At 68.8% G+C, this 15,143-nt stretch carries 15 protein-coding genes; 9 read left to right on the top strand and 6 right to left on the bottom strand.

Translation table 11 applies throughout. From position 1 onward, the window contains the following. Positions 1-3 precede the first annotated feature (3 nt). Entirely contained in the window at positions 4-1,428 is a 1,425-nt protein-coding gene (locus ON31_RS08095; protein WP_039811036.1) for a DUF1254 domain-containing protein, read from the bottom strand. Positions 1,429-1,498: 70 nt separating this feature from the next. Beyond that, entirely contained in the window at positions 1,499-2,110 is a 612-nt protein-coding gene (locus tag ON31_RS08090; protein WP_039811033.1) for a TetR/AcrR family transcriptional regulator, read from the bottom strand. Between the two features lie 62 nt (positions 2,111-2,172). Here ON31_RS08090 and ON31_RS08085 point away from each other — a divergent pair, with 62 nt between their 5' ends. Beyond that, a complete protein-coding gene (locus ON31_RS08085) occupies positions 2,173-3,420 on the top strand; it encodes an oxygenase MpaB family protein (protein ID WP_039811031.1) in 1,248 nt (415 codons plus the stop codon). Between the two features lie 148 nt (positions 3,421-3,568). On the opposite strand, the gene ectB is transcribed toward ON31_RS08085, so the two are convergent. After that, positions 3,569-4,831 (bottom strand): diaminobutyrate--2-oxoglutarate transaminase, encoded by a 1,263-nt coding sequence (gene ectB, locus ON31_RS08080; protein ID WP_039811029.1) that lies wholly within the window; start codon positions 4,829-4,831, stop codon positions 3,569-3,571. A gap of 146 nt (positions 4,832-4,977) precedes the next feature. Here ectB and ON31_RS08075 point away from each other — a divergent pair, with 146 nt between their 5' ends. From ON31_RS08075 to ON31_RS08040, 7 genes are all read left to right on the top strand, one after another. Then, positions 4,978-5,781 (top strand): ABC transporter permease, encoded by an 804-nt coding sequence (locus ON31_RS08075; RefSeq protein ID WP_039811026.1) that lies wholly within the window; start codon positions 4,978-4,980, stop codon positions 5,779-5,781. Next, positions 5,774-6,586 carry an ABC transporter permease gene (locus ON31_RS08070; RefSeq protein WP_039811024.1) on the top strand — a complete coding sequence of 271 codons (813 nt, stop codon included), beginning with the start codon at positions 5,774-5,776 and terminating at the stop codon, positions 6,584-6,586. The genes ON31_RS08075 and ON31_RS08070 overlap by 8 nt, the downstream gene beginning before the upstream one ends. Further along, positions 6,583-7,569, top strand: coding sequence for an ABC transporter ATP-binding protein (locus ON31_RS08065; RefSeq protein ID WP_039811022.1), 987 nt, complete (start codon positions 6,583-6,585; stop codon positions 7,567-7,569). Before ON31_RS08070 ends, ON31_RS08065 begins: the two co-directional genes overlap by 4 nt. A 190-nt stretch (positions 7,570-7,759) precedes the next feature. Further along, complete coding sequence (locus tag ON31_RS08055) at positions 7,760-10,285, top strand: sensor histidine kinase (protein WP_081592289.1); 2,526 nt, start codon at positions 7,760-7,762, stop codon at positions 10,283-10,285. Next, positions 10,282-10,710, top strand: a complete 429-nt coding sequence (locus tag ON31_RS08050; protein WP_039811017.1) for a roadblock/LC7 domain-containing protein — start codon at positions 10,282-10,284, stop codon at positions 10,708-10,710. Before ON31_RS08055 ends, ON31_RS08050 begins: the two co-directional genes overlap by 4 nt. After that, entirely contained in the window at positions 10,707-11,141 is a 435-nt protein-coding gene (locus ON31_RS08045) for a DUF742 domain-containing protein (RefSeq protein ID WP_039811015.1), read from the top strand. The genes ON31_RS08050 and ON31_RS08045 overlap by 4 nt, the downstream gene beginning before the upstream one ends. Before the next feature lie 22 nt (positions 11,142-11,163). Then, on the top strand, positions 11,164-11,724 hold the full coding sequence (locus tag ON31_RS08040) for a GTP-binding protein (RefSeq protein ID WP_029926863.1): 561 nt from the start codon (positions 11,164-11,166) through the stop codon (positions 11,722-11,724). Positions 11,725-12,073: 349 nt separating this feature from the next. Here the strand turns inward: ON31_RS08040 and ON31_RS08035 are convergent, their stop codons facing one another. After that, complete coding sequence (locus ON31_RS08035; RefSeq protein ID WP_039811086.1) at positions 12,074-12,394, bottom strand: hypothetical protein; 321 nt, start codon at positions 12,392-12,394, stop codon at positions 12,074-12,076. A gap of 458 nt (positions 12,395-12,852) precedes the next feature. On the opposite strand from ON31_RS08035, the gene ON31_RS37790 reads away from it, so the two are divergent. After that, a complete protein-coding gene (locus tag ON31_RS37790; protein WP_051036974.1) occupies positions 12,853-13,575 on the top strand; it encodes a DUF4254 domain-containing protein in 723 nt (240 codons plus the stop codon). Positions 13,576-13,645: 70 nt separating this feature from the next. Here ON31_RS37790 and ON31_RS37785 read toward each other — a convergent pair whose 3' ends face one another. Together ON31_RS37785 and ON31_RS08020 are read right to left on the bottom strand one after the other, a co-directional pair. Continuing rightward, positions 13,646-13,987 (bottom strand): hypothetical protein, encoded by a 342-nt coding sequence (locus ON31_RS37785; RefSeq protein WP_039811011.1) that lies wholly within the window; start codon positions 13,985-13,987, stop codon positions 13,646-13,648. Then, positions 13,988-15,136, bottom strand: coding sequence for a fatty acid desaturase family protein (locus ON31_RS08020; RefSeq protein WP_051036973.1), 1,149 nt, complete (start codon positions 15,134-15,136; stop codon positions 13,988-13,990). Positions 15,137-15,143: the final 7 nt, after the last annotated feature.

The following is a 15,143-nucleotide window of genomic DNA, read 5'->3' as shown; positions in this document are numbered from 1 at the left end:
CGTTCACGGCGCGGGCTCCAGGGCGGGCGGCCGCCATTCGCCGCGCAGCACACTCGGTTGCGGCGCGTACAGGCGCATGGTCAGCGAGAACGGTCCCGCGTCCGGAATGGGCAGCCAATTGCCCGGCGGGACAGCGGAACCGGGATGCTCGTACTGCACCGCGATCTCCAGCGACCCGTCCGGATTCGGCACCGGCGGAATATGGTGACCGACCGAGTGCACGCCCGAGGGATGCGGGATCAGGAAGCCGTCGCCGTCGTAGGCGGTGATCGACCAGAAGGCGTCCACGGGCGGGATCTGATCCGGCGGGAAGCGCAGCCGGTAACGGTTGGGCGTGCCGTCGGTGTCGGCCAGCCCGTCCAGATTCGGATAGATCGCATGCTCGGGCAGATTCGCGCCCAGACCCTGCTGGGCCACCCGGGCGCGCAACCGGTAGTCGGTGCCGTAGTCGCCGAGTTCGGTGGAGTACTCCCAGCCGTTGGCGACCGTGGTATCCGGATCGGTGTAGGTCGGGAGCTGCCGCCGGGCGGTGGCCACCCCCGCGGCGAGGTCGGCGGCGGAGATCCCGGTGACCGCTCCCCCGGGCCGGATGCCGATCCGCGCGAAACGCGCCAGGGCGGGCGCGTCCTCCGGCGCGGGCGGATTCACCGCCATGAGCGCGCACAGGCGGGTGAAGAAGCTGCTCGCGTCCATGCTGCCGACCCGGAAGGCGGGCGGGGTCGTGGTCTCGACGGGTTTGACCGATCCCTCGGGGGCGGGCCGCCCGGCCAGCCAGTCACCGAGTGGCACCAGCGCCAACTCGCGTTGACGGGCCCGCACCGCGGGCACATCCTCGACGCCGTCGACCTGGATGCGGCCGATCAGCCACACCGTGGGCGTCGGCATCTCCAGGCGTACGGCGTCGTCGGGCACCTCTCCCGCCCACCCCGGCCCGGTGACCACGTACGTATAGGGCGGTCCGGGCGCGTCGGGCCCCACCCGCGGCTGGATGCTGCCCGGACTGTGCACGGTATTGGTCCAGGCGTCCAGGAACTGCATCACCCAGAACCGGCCCGATTCCACCGCGGGCACCCGCAGCACGATCGGCTCCGCGGCCAGATCCAGCCAGGAGATGGAGTACAGCGTGTCGATATTGACGCGCACCAGATCGCGACGGGCCGGGGTGGGCAGGCTGTCGGCGTGCAGGAAGCGATTCGTCGGGACAATGGCCTCGAACGCGGTGCGGGTGGCGTCCATGAGCACCAGCGGGTAGCCGAAGACGTAGGCGTCGGCGGCGATCCCCCGGAGATCGGCGGCGTCGGTCGACGTCGCACCCGCGCCGTCGTCGGAACGTCCGCAGGCGGCCAGGGTGACACCGGCCGCGGCGGCCAGCCCGAGGACGGTGCGGCGCGAGACGCGCGTCGACAACCGATCGAGTTCGCCGTTCATGGCCTCCCATTCTTACCCCGCCGCACCTTCGCCCCTTCACCCGATTCGGGTGAAGCGCCTGTGCAACGGATCAGGAACGGCTGACCCAGCCGCCGATCATCTCCGCGGTCTCGTCGATGAGCCGGTCGCGGTCGAGCTCCGGCGGCGGTTTCAGGCCGATGCGCAGGGCCGCGGCCAGGCCCGCATTGGCCATGACGAAGGCACGGACGTCCAGATCGTGATCGGGCAGCGGCCCCAACTGCTGGAGCAGGTAGGCGCGGGTGAGCAGCAGCAGGCGGCGTTCCAGGCCGCCGAAGCCCGCGCCGTCCACCGTCGCGTCGGCGGTGAGCGCGCGCACCAGCGGCTCCCGCTCGGCCAGCACCGCGACGATGGCGCGCAGGCTGGTGGCCACCGAATCCCGTGGGGACAGGCCCATGCCGTCGAGTACGGCCGCGGTGAACCGCTCCTCCAGTTCCGCGAGCAGCCGGGCCCGCAGCACCTCCACGATCTCGTGTTTGTCGGTGAAGTAGCGGTAGAGCGTGCCGATGCTCATATTGGCGCCGGCGGCGATCCGATTGGTGGAGGTGTCGGCGATTCCGCGTTCGGCGAAAAGTCGAGCCGCGGTCGCGACGATGCGCTCGCGGGACTCCCGGGCCCGCTCCTGCATCGGACGTTTACGCCGGTGATTTCCGGTTTCAGCCATGGAACCGGTTCGCCACGAAAAGTGAGTAGAACCTGAGCATCAGCTCACTTTACGCTGCAGACATGGCCCGCGAGAATGTGATCCCCACCGAATTCCATTACTGGGACCGGCTCGCCGATCCTCGGGTGCAGCAGGCGCGCCGCATGTTCCGCACCGTCTTCCGATTCGACCCGCAACCCTCGGAGGACCTGGTGCGCGCCTTCGGGGAGGCGTATTACCAGGCCGACCCGGTGGCCGAGGCGTTCGTGGACGAGGTGTACCTGGGTGAGCCCGGCCCGAAGGCGGGCCGGGCCATGCTCGACCGGGCCCTGGAGTACGGCGTGGATTCGGTGCCCGACGCACCACCCTCCCTCATCCGGCTGTTCGAGGAGTTCGAGACGCCGCCGGACTGGCTGGACCCGGAACTGGTCGCCCAGGGCGCGCAGGTGTTCCGACGGTGGGGCACTTCGGTATTCAGCTTCGCCACCACCAGCACCCTGGAAATGTATTCGGAGAGCTCCATCGCCAAACCGCTGTCCTACACCGGCGGCTACGCGGGCGACCGGGCGCACAAACGGCAGCTGGAGACCGTGCGCTTCTGGATCGACGTATCCGAACCCGGCGGACTCGACCCCGGCGCTCGGGGACGGCAGACCGCCATGCGGGTCCGGATCATGCACGTATTCATCCGCCGCAAGCTCATGGCCCGACCGGAATGGGACTACGACGCCTGGGGCGTGCCGATCAGCGTGGGCGACGCGACGCTCACCCTGATGGGCGGCAGCGTGGTACCCGGTCTGGCGCTGTGGAGCATCGGGCACCAGACCACGGTGCGCGAAATCGAAGCGACACTGCACTTCTGGCGATACGTGGGACATCTGCTGGGTGTACAGCCGCGGTGGTACCCGCGGGATTTCCAGGAATCGGTGCGGCTCATGTTCGCGGCCTTCGTCAAGCGCGCCCACACCGCGGGCACGGACGGCGCGGAGCTGGTGGAGTCGTATCTGCCCGCCTTCGAACCGAAGCCCGGGACGCCGTGGCGCAAACGACTGCGCGACGAGATCAACTACCGGATGCAGATCGGTTACACCGGCGTCTGGCTGCTGCCGTCCACCTACGCGCGCCACACCATGCCGCGCCGCTTCCCCTGGGTGCTGCACCCCATCGTCCAGGCCCCACTCATCTTCGGCGCGGAAACCCTGCGGCGCACCATCCCCGGACTGGATGCCGTCGCCGACCGCGTGCAGCGCCACCGGCGGGAGCAGTGGTACCGCAACGAGGTCGGGGACCGCGCGGCGGAATTCCAGCCGGTCGAGGAATTCCGGCGCTGAGCCCGGTGGCGCACACGTCGACGTGACGCGCATGCGATCGGCTCGGCACAGGGTGAAGCCGGGCTCCCTCCGCAGCTGGGAGCCCGGCCCCCTGTCGACACACCGGTGTGGGCGGTGGGCCGACGTCTACGCGCCGGGTGGCGCGGGGTCAGTGGGCGTGGCGCACGGCGTCCAGCGCCCGGCCCAGCAGGTCCAGGCCGTGGTCGAGCTCCTCGTCCGTAATCGTCAACGGTGGCAGCAATTTCACCACTTCGTCCTCGGATCCGGAAGTCTCCACCAGCAATCCCATCTCGAAGGCGATCTGGCTGACCTTGGCGGCCTCGGAGGCTTCCGCGAAAACCAGCCCGTGCACGAGGCCGCGGCCGCGCGTGGACACGCCGTCGAAATGCGCGACCAGGGCGGTGAGCCCGGTGCGCACCCGCTCCCCCTTCGCCAGGGTCGCGGCTTCCAGCGCGCCGTCGGACCAGTAGTGGCGCAGCGCCGCGGCACCGGTCACGAAGGCGGCATTGTTACCGCGGAAGGTGCCGTTGTGTTCGCCAGGCGTCCACTGGTCGAGTTCCCGCTTCATGAGTACCAGCGCCATGGGAAGTCCGTATCCGCCAATGGATTTCGACAGCGTCACGATATCGGGGGTGATACCCGCGACCTCGAAGGAGAAGAACGGGCCGGTGCGCCCGCAACCCATCTGCACATCGTCGACGATGAGCAGGATGCCGCGCTCGGAGCACAGTTCGGCCAACTGTCGCAGCCATTCGGCGCGCGCCACGTTCACCCCGCCCTCACCCTGCACGGTTTCCACGATGACCGCGGCGGGGCGGTCCAGGCCCGAGGAGGAGTCGTCGAGCGCCCGGCGCATCCAGGCGAAATCGTCTGCCGCACCGAGGTAGCCGTCGTAGGGCATGGGGGTGGCGTGCACCAGCGGCACACCCGCGCCCGCACGCTTGGCGGCATTGCCGGTCACCGCGAGCGCGCCCAGGGTCATGCCGTGGAAGGCGTTGGTGAAGTTCAGGACGGTGCCGCGGCCGGTGACCTTGCGGGCCAGTTTGAGCGCCGCCTCCACCGCATTGGCTCCGGTCGGGCCGGGGAACTGCACCTTGTAGTCCAGCTCGCGCGGGTCGAGGACCACCTCGCGCAGGGATTCCAGCAATCCCCGCTTGGCCGCGGTGGACATGTCGAGGCTGTGCGTGACCCCGTCCGCGAGCAGGTAGTCGATGAGCGCCTGCTTCAGGATCGGATTGTTGTGCCCGTAGTTGAGCGCGCCCGCCCCGGCGAAGAAGTCGAGATAGTCCTTGCCGCTCTCATCGGTCAGCCAGGCCCCCCGGGCGGTCGCGAAGACCGTCGGCCAGCACCGGCAGTAGCCGCGCACATTTGATTCGAGCGTCTCGAACACGGTCGTCTCGGCGGTGGTCATGGGCGTCCTCGCAGTGCAGCAAAGTGAAACGTGACTGTTTCTATCACTGCGGGACGGCGGATCGGACCGTTTTCGCCGAATCCCGGCGGGGTGGCCAGAATAAATCCTTTGCGCCATCGGCGCGGCCACCATACTGTCGACGTCTTGTGCGTGCTGACGTAGGGATCTACTGGCAGCTGGTCCGGGCGGGATTCCGCCGACAGTCCTATTACCGATTGGCCATGGTCGCGGGCCTGATCACCAATGTGGTCTTCGGCTTCGTCCGCGCCGCCGTGCTGATGACCGCCGTGGACAGCGGCAGTGATTTCGGCGGCTACGACGAAGGCACCATCGGCGCCTACACCTGGCTGTCGCAGGGACTGCTGGGCGCCATCGCATTCTGGGGCGTGCCGAATATCGTGGAGCGCATCAAGTCCGGCGATGTCGCCATCGACTTCCTGCGCCCCATCGACATCCAGCTGGCGCACCTGGCGGAATACTTCGGACGCGCCGTCTACACCCTGCTGCCGCGCGGGCTGCCCAGCGTACTCATCGGCGCGATCACCTTCGGACTCGCCGTGCCCGCCACACCGGGACCCTATCTGCTCGGCGCGATCAGTCTCGTCCTGGCCATCGCCGTATCGTTCCTGTCGCTGTTCACCGTATGCCTGGCCGGGTTCTGGGTGGTGGAGACGCGCGGACTGCGGACGCTGCACATGATCCTCGGCACCTTCCTGGCCGGACTCTTCGCACCGGTGCACCTGTTCCCGGAGTGGCTGCGCATCCTGGCCTACTGCACGCCGTTCCCGTCCATGCTGCAATGGCCCATCGACGTGCTCTCCGGGCGCACCGTCGGCTGGCACGCGGTGGGACTGGTCGGGGCGCAACTCTGCTGGCTGTTCGCACTGCTGGCCGCCGGGCAACTGTTGCTGCGCGCCGGACAGCGCAAGCTGGAGGTGCAGGGTGGGTGAGGCGCCCTCGCGACTGGCTCCCTATCGGGCCGTGCTCGCATCCCGGCTGCGCGCGCAACGCGCCTACCCGCTGTCGTTCGGGCTGGACCTGTGCAGCGCGCTCCTCATCGGCCTCGTCGAATTCGCGGAGATGTACGTGATCTTCGCCAATGTGCCGCGGCTGGGCGGGCTCGACCTCACCGCCATGCTGCTGCTGTTCGGCCTGAGCAATACCGCCTTCACGGTGGCGGACATGCTGGTGGGACACCTCGACACGCTGCCGAACTACATCCGCATGGGACAGCTGGACGCGTTCTATCTGCGCCCGCAGCCGCTGCTGCTGCAATTGGCCACCAGCGATATCGCGCTGCGCCGCATCGCCCGGCTCGCGGTGGCGGTGACGATCCTCGGCCTCGGCATCGCCCACAACGACATCGACTGGACCCCAGCGCATCTCGCGTTGTTCGCACTGACGCTGCTGTCCGGGATCGCGATCTTCGCGGGTTTGTTCGTCTGCGCGGCGGGGCTCCAGTTCTATCTGATCGACGGCGCGGAGCTCACCAACTCCTTCACCTACGGCGGCTCCTACGCTTCGATGCAACCGACCTCGGTGTTCCCCACACCGATGAAACTCATCTTCGGATTCCTGGTACCCGTGGCCTTCACCTCCTATCTGCCGACCATCGCACTGCTGGACCTCCCCGGCCCGGCCATGCTGCCGTCCTGGCTGGCCTGGGCCGCACCGCTGGCGACGATCTGGGTGTGGGCGGCGGCGCTGGGACTGTGGCGGCTGGGGACCAGGCACTACCAGGGAGGCGGCGGATGACCGGACAGATCATCGATATCGAGGAACTGACCAGGACTTTCGTCCTGCGCCGCCGCGAGGGGCGTTGGCGGCGACGACGCGAGGAGCTGACGGCGGTGGACGCCATGAGCTTTCGCGTCGAACCGGGCGCCGCGGTCGGCTATATCGGCGCGAACGGGGCCGGGAAGTCGACCACCATCAAGATGATCACCGGCATACTGGTGCCCTCGTCCGGGACGGTGCGCACCTGCGGGCTCGATCCGGTCCGGCAGCGGCGGGAACTGGCCGCTCGAATCGGGGTGGTGTTCGGACAGCGCTCCCAGCTGTGGTGGGATCTGCCGCTGCGCGAATCCTTCTCGATTCTCGCGGCCATCCACCGGCTGCCCGAGTCGGCGGCGCGGCGACGCCTGGACGAACTCGTGGAGCAGCTGGAGATGGCCGAGACCCTGGACACTCCGGTACGGCAGCTCTCCCTCGGGGAGCGCATGCGCGCGGAAGTCGCCGCGGCCCTGCTGCATTCGCCCGAGCTGGTCATCCTCGACGAACCGACCATCGGCCTGGACGTGCTGTCCAAACAGCGTCTGCGCGAATTCCTGCGCCACGAACGCACCCGGCGCGGCACCACGCTGCTGCTCACCACCCACGATATGGGCGATATCGAGCGACTGTGCGAGCGCGTCCTGGTGGTCGACCGCGGCCGTCTCGTCTACGACGGCTCGCTGACCGGACTGGCCGCCACCGTCGGTGCGCAGCGGGTGCTGACCGTGGACCTGGTCGAGCCCGCCGCCGAACTCACCGACCTGCCGGGCGCGAAACTGCTCGACAGCGAGGGCGCGGGGCTGCGGCAGCGGTTCGCCTTCGACTCCGAGCGCACCACGGCCGCGGAGCTGCTGGCCGCCATCTCGGCCCGCACCCAGGTGCGTGACCTGTCGCTGGAGGAACCCGATATCGAGGATGTGGTGCGGCGCATCTACGAATCCAGCGCGAAACCGCTCGGCTCGTAACAATCCCCGCGATACCGCCCGCGGCGACCGGCCGAACCGCCGCGGCTCTCGCGTACCGCCGACACGGCGGTGAGCCGATGGACATCTCGTTGTTTCCCGCCGGACCCGAACTCCACATCCCGCCCGAGCAGGATCGTGTGCGCATGTGACATGCCGTCCTCGACACGGTAACCGATCGAGCAGGAGTCGAATGGTGTTATTCCGACCTGCGGCATTGCTGCCGAACGGTAGCGGGAAGCGCGCGCTGGCAACCGCATTGGTACGGCCGCGCACGATCCGCGCCCGGCTGCGGCGCATCCTGCTGGTATCGGTGGCGATGGTGCTCGGACTGCTCGCGATCATCATCTCCCGGGAGGTCGCGGCCTACCGCGACACCGGGTCGACCGTGCGGGCGGTCACCCTCGCCCTGGCGGTCCAGAATCTGGTACACGAGGCGCAGCGCGAGCGCGGCCTCACCAATGGGCTTCAGGGCGGCGATGATTCGCTGCGGCCGGTGGTGGAGCAGCAGCGCGCCGCCACCGATAACGCCCTGCTGGCGCTCGAACGCGCGGTGGCCGCGCGGCCCGCCGGTGCCGACCAGGTGCGTTCGGCACTCACGCATGTGGCCGGATTGAGCGCCAACCGCGCCGACGTCGACGCCCGCCGCATCGACCGCTCGGCCTCCTTCCAGTTCTATACCGGCGCCATCACCGCACTGAACCAGGCCCGGCCCGGACTCGACAAGGCCCGGGACACCGAACTGTGGCACGGACTCCAGGCGCTGTACGCACTCGGCGACGCCAAGGAATACACCGGACAGGAGCGCGGGTTCCTGCACGGCGTCTTCGCCGCGGGCGGCTTCGAACCGGGCGAATACGTGCGGTTCCTCGATATCCGGGCCGCCAAACAGGCCGCGATCACCGCCTTCGACCGCGACGCCACTCCCGAGCAGCGCGCCCTGCTCATCGCCGCCATGCGTTCCGAGGACGCGGTCGGTGCCGGCGCTGCCGAGGCCGTCGCCATCGCGTCCACCGCGGGACCGCTGCTGGAACCGGTGAGCACCGCCGACTGGTGGCGGCAGATGACGGCCGTCGTCGACCTCGAACACGAGGTGCAGCAGTCGGTCGCAGCCGATATCCGCGCTCGCGCCGACACCCTGCGGGACCGGGCCGCGCTGCTGCTGGGCGGGTACGTGCTCGCGGCGCTGCTGGCCGTGCTGGCACTGGTGGCGCTGGTGGTGGCGACCGTGCGCTCCATCGTGCGGCCGCTGGCGCGACTGGCGTCGGAAGCCGACGACGTGGCAGGTCATCGGCTGCCGGAACTCATCGCGGCCTGGCACCGGGATGCGGACGCGGACCCCGCGCCGCCGCCACCGGTACGGGTCAGTGCCGGGGCGGGCGAGGAAATCGTCTCGGTGGCACAGGCTCTCGACCGCGTCCAGACCACCGCCTTCGACCTGGCCTCGGAACAGGCGCTGCTGCGGCGCAATACGACCGAATCCCTGGCGAATCTGGGACGGCGCAATCAGAATCTGGTGCGTCGCCAGCTCGGGCTGATCAGCGAATTCGAGCGGGCGGAACTGGATCCCACCGCACTGTCCAACCTGTTCGAACTCGACCATCTGGCCACGCGCATGCGCCGCAATGCCGAAAGCCTGCTCGTACTGGTCGGGGAGGCCAGCCCACGGCGCTGGTCGGAGCCCATTCCACTCAGCGATGTGATCCGGGCCGGGCTGTCCGAGGTGGACGACTACCGCCGGGTGGTGCTGCGGCGGGTGGACGAGATCGCCGTCGTCGGCTCGGCGGTCAGCGAGGTGGCGCATATGCTCGCCGAACTCATCGAGAACGGATTGTCCTTCTCCCCACCGGATCTGGAGGTGGAGATCTACGGGCGGCGGACCGGCCAGCGCTACCTGATCGCCATCGTCGACCACGGCGTCGGCATGCCGCCGGACCAGCTCGCCATCGCCAATGCCCGCCTGCGCGGCGAGGCCGACTTCCTCGTCGCCCCCACCCGCTTCCTCGGCCACTACGTGGTCGGCCGCCTCGCCCGCCGCCTCGGCGTGCAGGTGGAGCTCACCATCTCGCCGGTCAGCGGCGTGGTGGCGCGACTGCTGCTGCCGCCGGATCTGGTGGTGGACCAGCGCGCGGAGCAACCCGCACTGACGGCGAAAGACACTGCGCCCCAGAAGATCAGCGCACCGTTGACACGGGAATCGAACGGCGCGGCCATCCTGCCGCACGTGTCCGAGGACTCGCCCGCGCCGGTGCGGCAGTCGGGGGACGCTCCGGGGTCGGCGGACCCGGCGTGGCCGACCCCTGGCCGCCACCACCGGCCCGGACCTGTCGCCTCGACGACCGGGCACCGGTCCGCCCCCGCGACCAACGGCGCGGCCACCTGCGAGCGGCAGTCGTTCCCACTCGACCACGCACCGACCGATCGGACAGCGGGCCCGTCCCCGGTAGTCGAGGTGACGAACCCTCTGCCGGGCAACGCTTCTCGGATTGAGGACGAGGCGAACGGCACGGAGGTGCAACGCACTCGAAACGGGCTCGTCAAGCGGAACCGGAAGGCTCGGGGGCACACCGGTGCGGCGGAGAGCGTGCACCCCGCGCCGACCCGGCAGCCCAGCGCCGCGCTCGCACAACGCTCCCCCGACGAGGTGCGCGGCATCCTCGCCGGATTTCGTGCCGGGCATCAGCGCGGCGCGTCGAACACCCAGGAGGACCGCAGGTGACCACCCACTACACCGAGACCGATCCGCACACCTTCAACTGGCTGCTCGCCGACTTCGTCCGCACCACCGACGGGGTGCGCGACGCCGTCGCGGTGTCCTCGGACGGACTGCTCATGGCCATGTCGGCCGGACTGGACCGCACCGGCGCCGACCGGCTCGCCGCCATTGTCTCCGGCCTCACCAGTCTGAGCCGAAGCGCGTCCCGCAGTTACGATTTCGACGGCCTCCGGCTCATCATGATCGAGATGGGCCGGGGCTTCCTGCTCGTCTCCGCCATGGCCGACGGCAGCAGCGTCGGCGTCATCGCCGACAACACCTGCGATGTCGGACTGGTCGGCTATCAGATGGCGGTGCTGGCCGACCGCGCCGGAGCGCTGCTCACCCCGGCGCTCATCACCGAACTGAGAGAGTCGCTGTCGCGATGAACGATCGGCAACGGCTCCCGGACCCCCGCATGATCGCGCTGAACCAGCCCGCGGGCTGGGCTCGGCCCACCACCGCCCCGCGCGACAGCCAACTCCGCCCCGACCCCGCCGACGAACTCGTGGTACGCCCGTTCATGGTGACCGCGGGCCGCACCACCCCGCTGGTGGACGGTCTGCGCCTGGAGACCCTGGTTCGCGCCACCCCCGCCGCGCTGTCCGCCCCGCTGCGCTTCGAACTCGAACGCGTGGTGCGGTTGTGTCAGCACACCCACTCCATCGCCGAAATCGGCGCGGCCCTGCGGGTTCCGGTCGGCGTCGCCCGCGTGCTGGTCAGCGATCTGGTGAGCGCGGGCCACGTATCGGTCAGTGGGGCCGATGAACTGTCCACCGCCGCCATCGAAAGGATCCGGGACCTTGTCCGGGCACTCTGAGCACGTCACCGCCGCACCCGCCCTGGCCTCCTCCGTGAAGATCGTCGTGAGCGGCGGCTTCGGGGTCGGCAAGACCACCTTCATCGGGGCCATCTCCGAGATCGAGCCGCTGGCCACCGAGGCCGCCATGACCGAGGTCTCGGTGGGCGTGGACACTCCCGGCCGCGACACCGGCAAGACCACCACCACGGTGGCACTCGACTTCGGCCGCCTCACCCTGGACCGCTCCCTGGTGCTGTACCTGTTCGGCACGCCCGGCCAGGAGCGCTTCGAATTCCTCTGGGACGATCTGCTCGACGGTGCCCTGGGCGGCGTCGTGCTGGTGGACACCGACCGGATCGAGGACTGCTATCCGGTGCTCGACTTCTTCGAACGGCGGCGCACCCCATTCGTGGTGGCGGTCAACCGATTCGACGCCGGGCAGCGGTTCGAACTCGACGAGGTGCGCGAGGCGCTGGAAATCGATCCGGCCATCCATCTCATGGATTGCGATGCGCGCGACCGGAAATCGGTGCAGGCGGTGCTGGTCGCGCTGCTGGAGCAGGTCCTGCTGCGCCGCCGCGCGCCCGCGCTGGCGGGATGAACACGGCTCGCACGAAGACCGCCCCGGATGCGCTCGCATCCGGGGCGGTAGCCCGAAAACCCTTCGCGGGCGGTATCAGCCGCCGAAGGAACCCGTCCAGAGGGTGCTCAGAATGCCGTGCAGCGCGGCCGAACCGGTGCTGAACAGACCGTTCAGGGCGGCGCTACCGGTGTCGATGATAACCGGGATCATGGAATCAACCTCTCTGTCGTATGGCGCCCCCGGCGAGGATTTCCCGCCGTGGACGTGACCACACTGCCGACGCAGACTTACAGCGCACTGGCCGGTAGCTGAGAGATCGCTGAGTCCCGTTGTGGGTAGTGTCACCGTAACGAAAGCCGATGCGCGCCTATCCCGGCGGCTGCGCCCCGGCCGAATACAGACTCACCTCGCCGTCCTCCCCCAGGAAGGCGTTGACCAGCATCGTCGCCGAGGTACGCAACTCGTCCGGCTCGGGCGCGGCGGTGGTGATGGAGATCTGCGGAATGGCGGCCCAGTTGACGACATAGCGCTCCGGCGGGCCGTTGTCGGTGGACAGGTGCGCGAGCCGGAACACCGACACGGTCCGGCGAACCATGAGCGTGCGCACCACTTCCGCGATTCGCTCCGGGTCTTCCAGAGCGAACATGAAACCGAAGGTCAGCTCCGGTGAGGACACGTATGCTGGCACGAATATCGAGGCTATCCCCGCGGACCCGTCCGGCCCGGTCGCCACGCCCTGCGGATTGCCATCGATGCGCCTGGCGATCACCGGGCCGCATGCGCCGACGGTCCCGGCGCGTGGCCCACCCGCGCCGGCAAGCCGGGCACTCAGGTGTCGAATCGCCTCGAACCGCACCCCGTGTGTGACCGTCCCGTAATGGTGTATAACGATTCCCCGGCAGCTTCGGCGAATCGCGCGCCCGCTGGTTGCGCGTCTCCGACAGTCGCGCCAACCTGAATATGTCCCGTATTTCGGACAGTCTTCTCATCGCATCGTCGCGGATTTCCCGGTTTCTTCACCGTGTCGTTTGAGTGGTGGGCTGTGCGTTCCGCCATACGGGGCTGCGCCGGAGCCGAGGGGAGCCCCTCCCCGAAACCCCCTCGGCCCTGGCGCATCCAACACCACAGACAGTCGAGGGTGGAAGTATGACAACCGACTACGGCGCAGCGGTTTTCGGGGACGAGCTACCGGTCTCCGGGACGCGGCTACCCGCGCCCGCCACCCTGTTACGCGCCTTCCGCGAACCCGTCACCACCGAGCGCCCGGACCGGGAGGTCCTGGATGCCGCCCACGAGCTGGTGCGATGCCACGAATGCCGCCGCCACGCGCAGCAGGCCGCGCACGCCACCGGCGCGACTCCCCGCCGGGTCGCCGAGTGCAGCCAGCTCGTGGAGAACATCGACGCCCGCCGCGGCGAACTCGTCGAACGCATCGACACCTGGGTGGCCGCCAATATCGCGCATCGCAGCGGAGCCTCGCTGCACACCGAGACCCTGGGCGCGGTCATCGATCGAATGGCGGCGAAATGGGTTGCGGCACAACAGGCTTTGGGCATGCCCAGCAGTTCCGCCCGGCCCCCCACGGCCGACGGCCGCCCCCGCCCCCGCACCGGACCCCATCGAGGTGACGGACCACCGGTCCACACCGGCGACGGCCCACGCGGCGGTGCCGACGATTCCGCACGAGGCAATGGCACCGGCCGGGAACACATCGCCAGGAACGGCGACGACGCCGCGCGGCGCAATGGCCGGCGCGGCGTCGACCGGGAAACTCATCTGCTCTGGTATCGCCTGGCCGAGCTGGCCGACGGCTACCGGGATCTGATCACCGACGTGGCCGAGCACCGGCGTCGGCTACCGGTGTGGTGACCCGCGCGGATGATCGGTCGCAGGACCCGGCGACACGGGGCGTCGCCGGGTGGCGCGCCGTTATGACGGGTCAGTAGTGGCGAGGTTCAACCACGACCTCGGCGTCGATGACGTCGCCGGACGGCGAACGCTTGGTCGAGATATCTTGCGGCGCAGCGCTATCCGCGTCATCGTCGCGACCATCGGCACTGCTCGCCGCATCACCCTCCGCGGCACGCTGTGCCTCGGCGTCCCGGGCGGCGGCCGCGGCGGCCTCACGCATCTCGATGGCGTCGGTGATCCAGTCGCCGATCTCGCGGGTCACCTCGGCCACGGTGCCGGTGATGATGTTCGCGATATTGCCGACGTGCTTCGCGCCCGACGACGTCAATTCCTGGATCAGATCCTTGTTGCTCTCGAATTTTCCGATCATCTAAACGCCCACTTCGCTCGGCTTCCCCCGCCGCATGACGATAACACCCGGCTGCGGCGACTTCTTGACGAGGAAGTCCGGCAGTGCCAGCTTGAACAGCTTTGCCCACACCGAGCCGATCTGCTTGCCGAGCCGACCGGTGTTGTACGGCAGGCCGTACTTCTCGCACAGCGCGCGGACCTGGGGCGCGATCTCCGGGTAGCGGTTGGCGGGCAGATCCGGGAACAGGTGGTGCTCGATCTGGTGCGACAGGTTGCCCGACATGATGTGGAACAGCTTGCCGCCGGTGATATTGGCCGAACCCAGCATCTGCCGGACGTACCACTCACCGCGGGTCTCCTCGGCGGTCTCCTCCTTGGTGAACGTCTGTACGCCGGAGGGGAAGTGCCCACAGAAGATGATCGAGAAGGCCCATACGTTGCGGATCAGGTTGGCGGCCGCATTGCCCGCCAGCGTGGACAGGAACAGCGGCCCGGTGAGCGCCGGGAACACGATGTAGTCCTTGAGCACCTGCCGCCCGGACTTGCGCCACTGTCCGATCAGCAGCGGCTTGATATCCGCCCACTTGCGCTTGCCCTGCACGATGTTCTCGGCCTCGAGGTCGTGCAGCATGACGCCCCACTCGAACAGCACCATCAGCCAGAACGCGTAGATGGGGTTGCCGAGGTAGTAGGGGTTCCACTTCTGGCCCTCGTCGATACGCAGGATGCCGTAGCCGATATCCCGGTCCATGTCGTGGATGTTGGTGAAGGTGTGGTGCATGTAGTTGTGCGAGTGCTTCCACTGGTCGGCGGGGCAGACCGTATCCCACTCGAACACCCGCGAGTTCAGGCCCGGCTCACGCATCCAGTCGTACTGGCCGTGCATGACGTTGTGGCCGATCTCCATATTGTCGAGGATCTTGGACACGCCCAGGGCGGCCACGCCCGCCAGCCAGAACGGCGGCAGGAAGCCCAGGTACATCAGGCCGCGCCCGGCGATTTCGAAACCGCGCTGCGCCTTGATGATCTTGTAGATGTATTCGCGGTCGCGCTCGCCCAGATCGGCGACGACACGGGCGCGCAGTTCGTCGAGTTCGCGGCCGATCTCCTCGACCTGCTCGGCGGACAGGACCAGGGGTCCCGCGGTGGTTTCGGTCAGAATCGCCATGATGAAC

It is taken from the genome of Nocardia otitidiscaviarum NBRC 14405, from assembly GCF_000308635.1.
Lineage (GTDB): Bacteria > Actinomycetota > Actinomycetes > Mycobacteriales > Mycobacteriaceae > Nocardia > Nocardia otitidiscaviarum.
Note: the sequence above shows the minus strand (reverse complement) of the source record. Positions and strands in the feature narration are given on the sequence as shown.

Excerpts from the sequence above, each read along its gene's own strand:
- ON31_RS08095 (WP_039811036.1), bottom strand. The coding sequence starts at position 1,428 with ATGAACGGCGAACTCGATCGGTTGTCGACGCGCGTCTCGCGCCGCACC.
- ON31_RS08090 (WP_039811033.1), bottom strand. The coding sequence starts at position 2,110 with ATGGCTGAAACCGGAAATCACCGGCGTAAACGTCCGATGCAGGAGCGG.
- ON31_RS08085 (WP_039811031.1), top strand. The coding sequence starts at position 2,173 with ATGGCCCGCGAGAATGTGATCCCCACCGAATTCCATTACTGGGACCGG.
- ectB (WP_039811029.1), bottom strand. The coding sequence starts at position 4,831 with ATGACCACCGCCGAGACGACCGTGTTCGAGACGCTCGAATCAAATGTG.
- ON31_RS08065 (WP_039811022.1), top strand. The coding sequence starts at position 6,583 with ATGACCGGACAGATCATCGATATCGAGGAACTGACCAGGACTTTCGTC.
- ON31_RS08055 (WP_081592289.1), top strand. The coding sequence starts at position 7,760 with ATGGTGTTATTCCGACCTGCGGCATTGCTGCCGAACGGTAGCGGGAAG.
- ON31_RS08045 (WP_039811015.1), top strand. The coding sequence starts at position 10,707 with ATGAACGATCGGCAACGGCTCCCGGACCCCCGCATGATCGCGCTGAAC.
- ON31_RS37790 (WP_051036974.1), top strand. The coding sequence starts at position 12,853 with ATGACAACCGACTACGGCGCAGCGGTTTTCGGGGACGAGCTACCGGTC.
- ON31_RS37785 (WP_039811011.1), bottom strand. The coding sequence starts at position 13,987 with ATGATCGGAAAATTCGAGAGCAACAAGGATCTGATCCAGGAATTGACG.
- ON31_RS08020 (WP_051036973.1), bottom strand. The coding sequence starts at position 15,136 with ATGGCGATTCTGACCGAAACCACCGCGGGACCCCTGGTCCTGTCCGCC.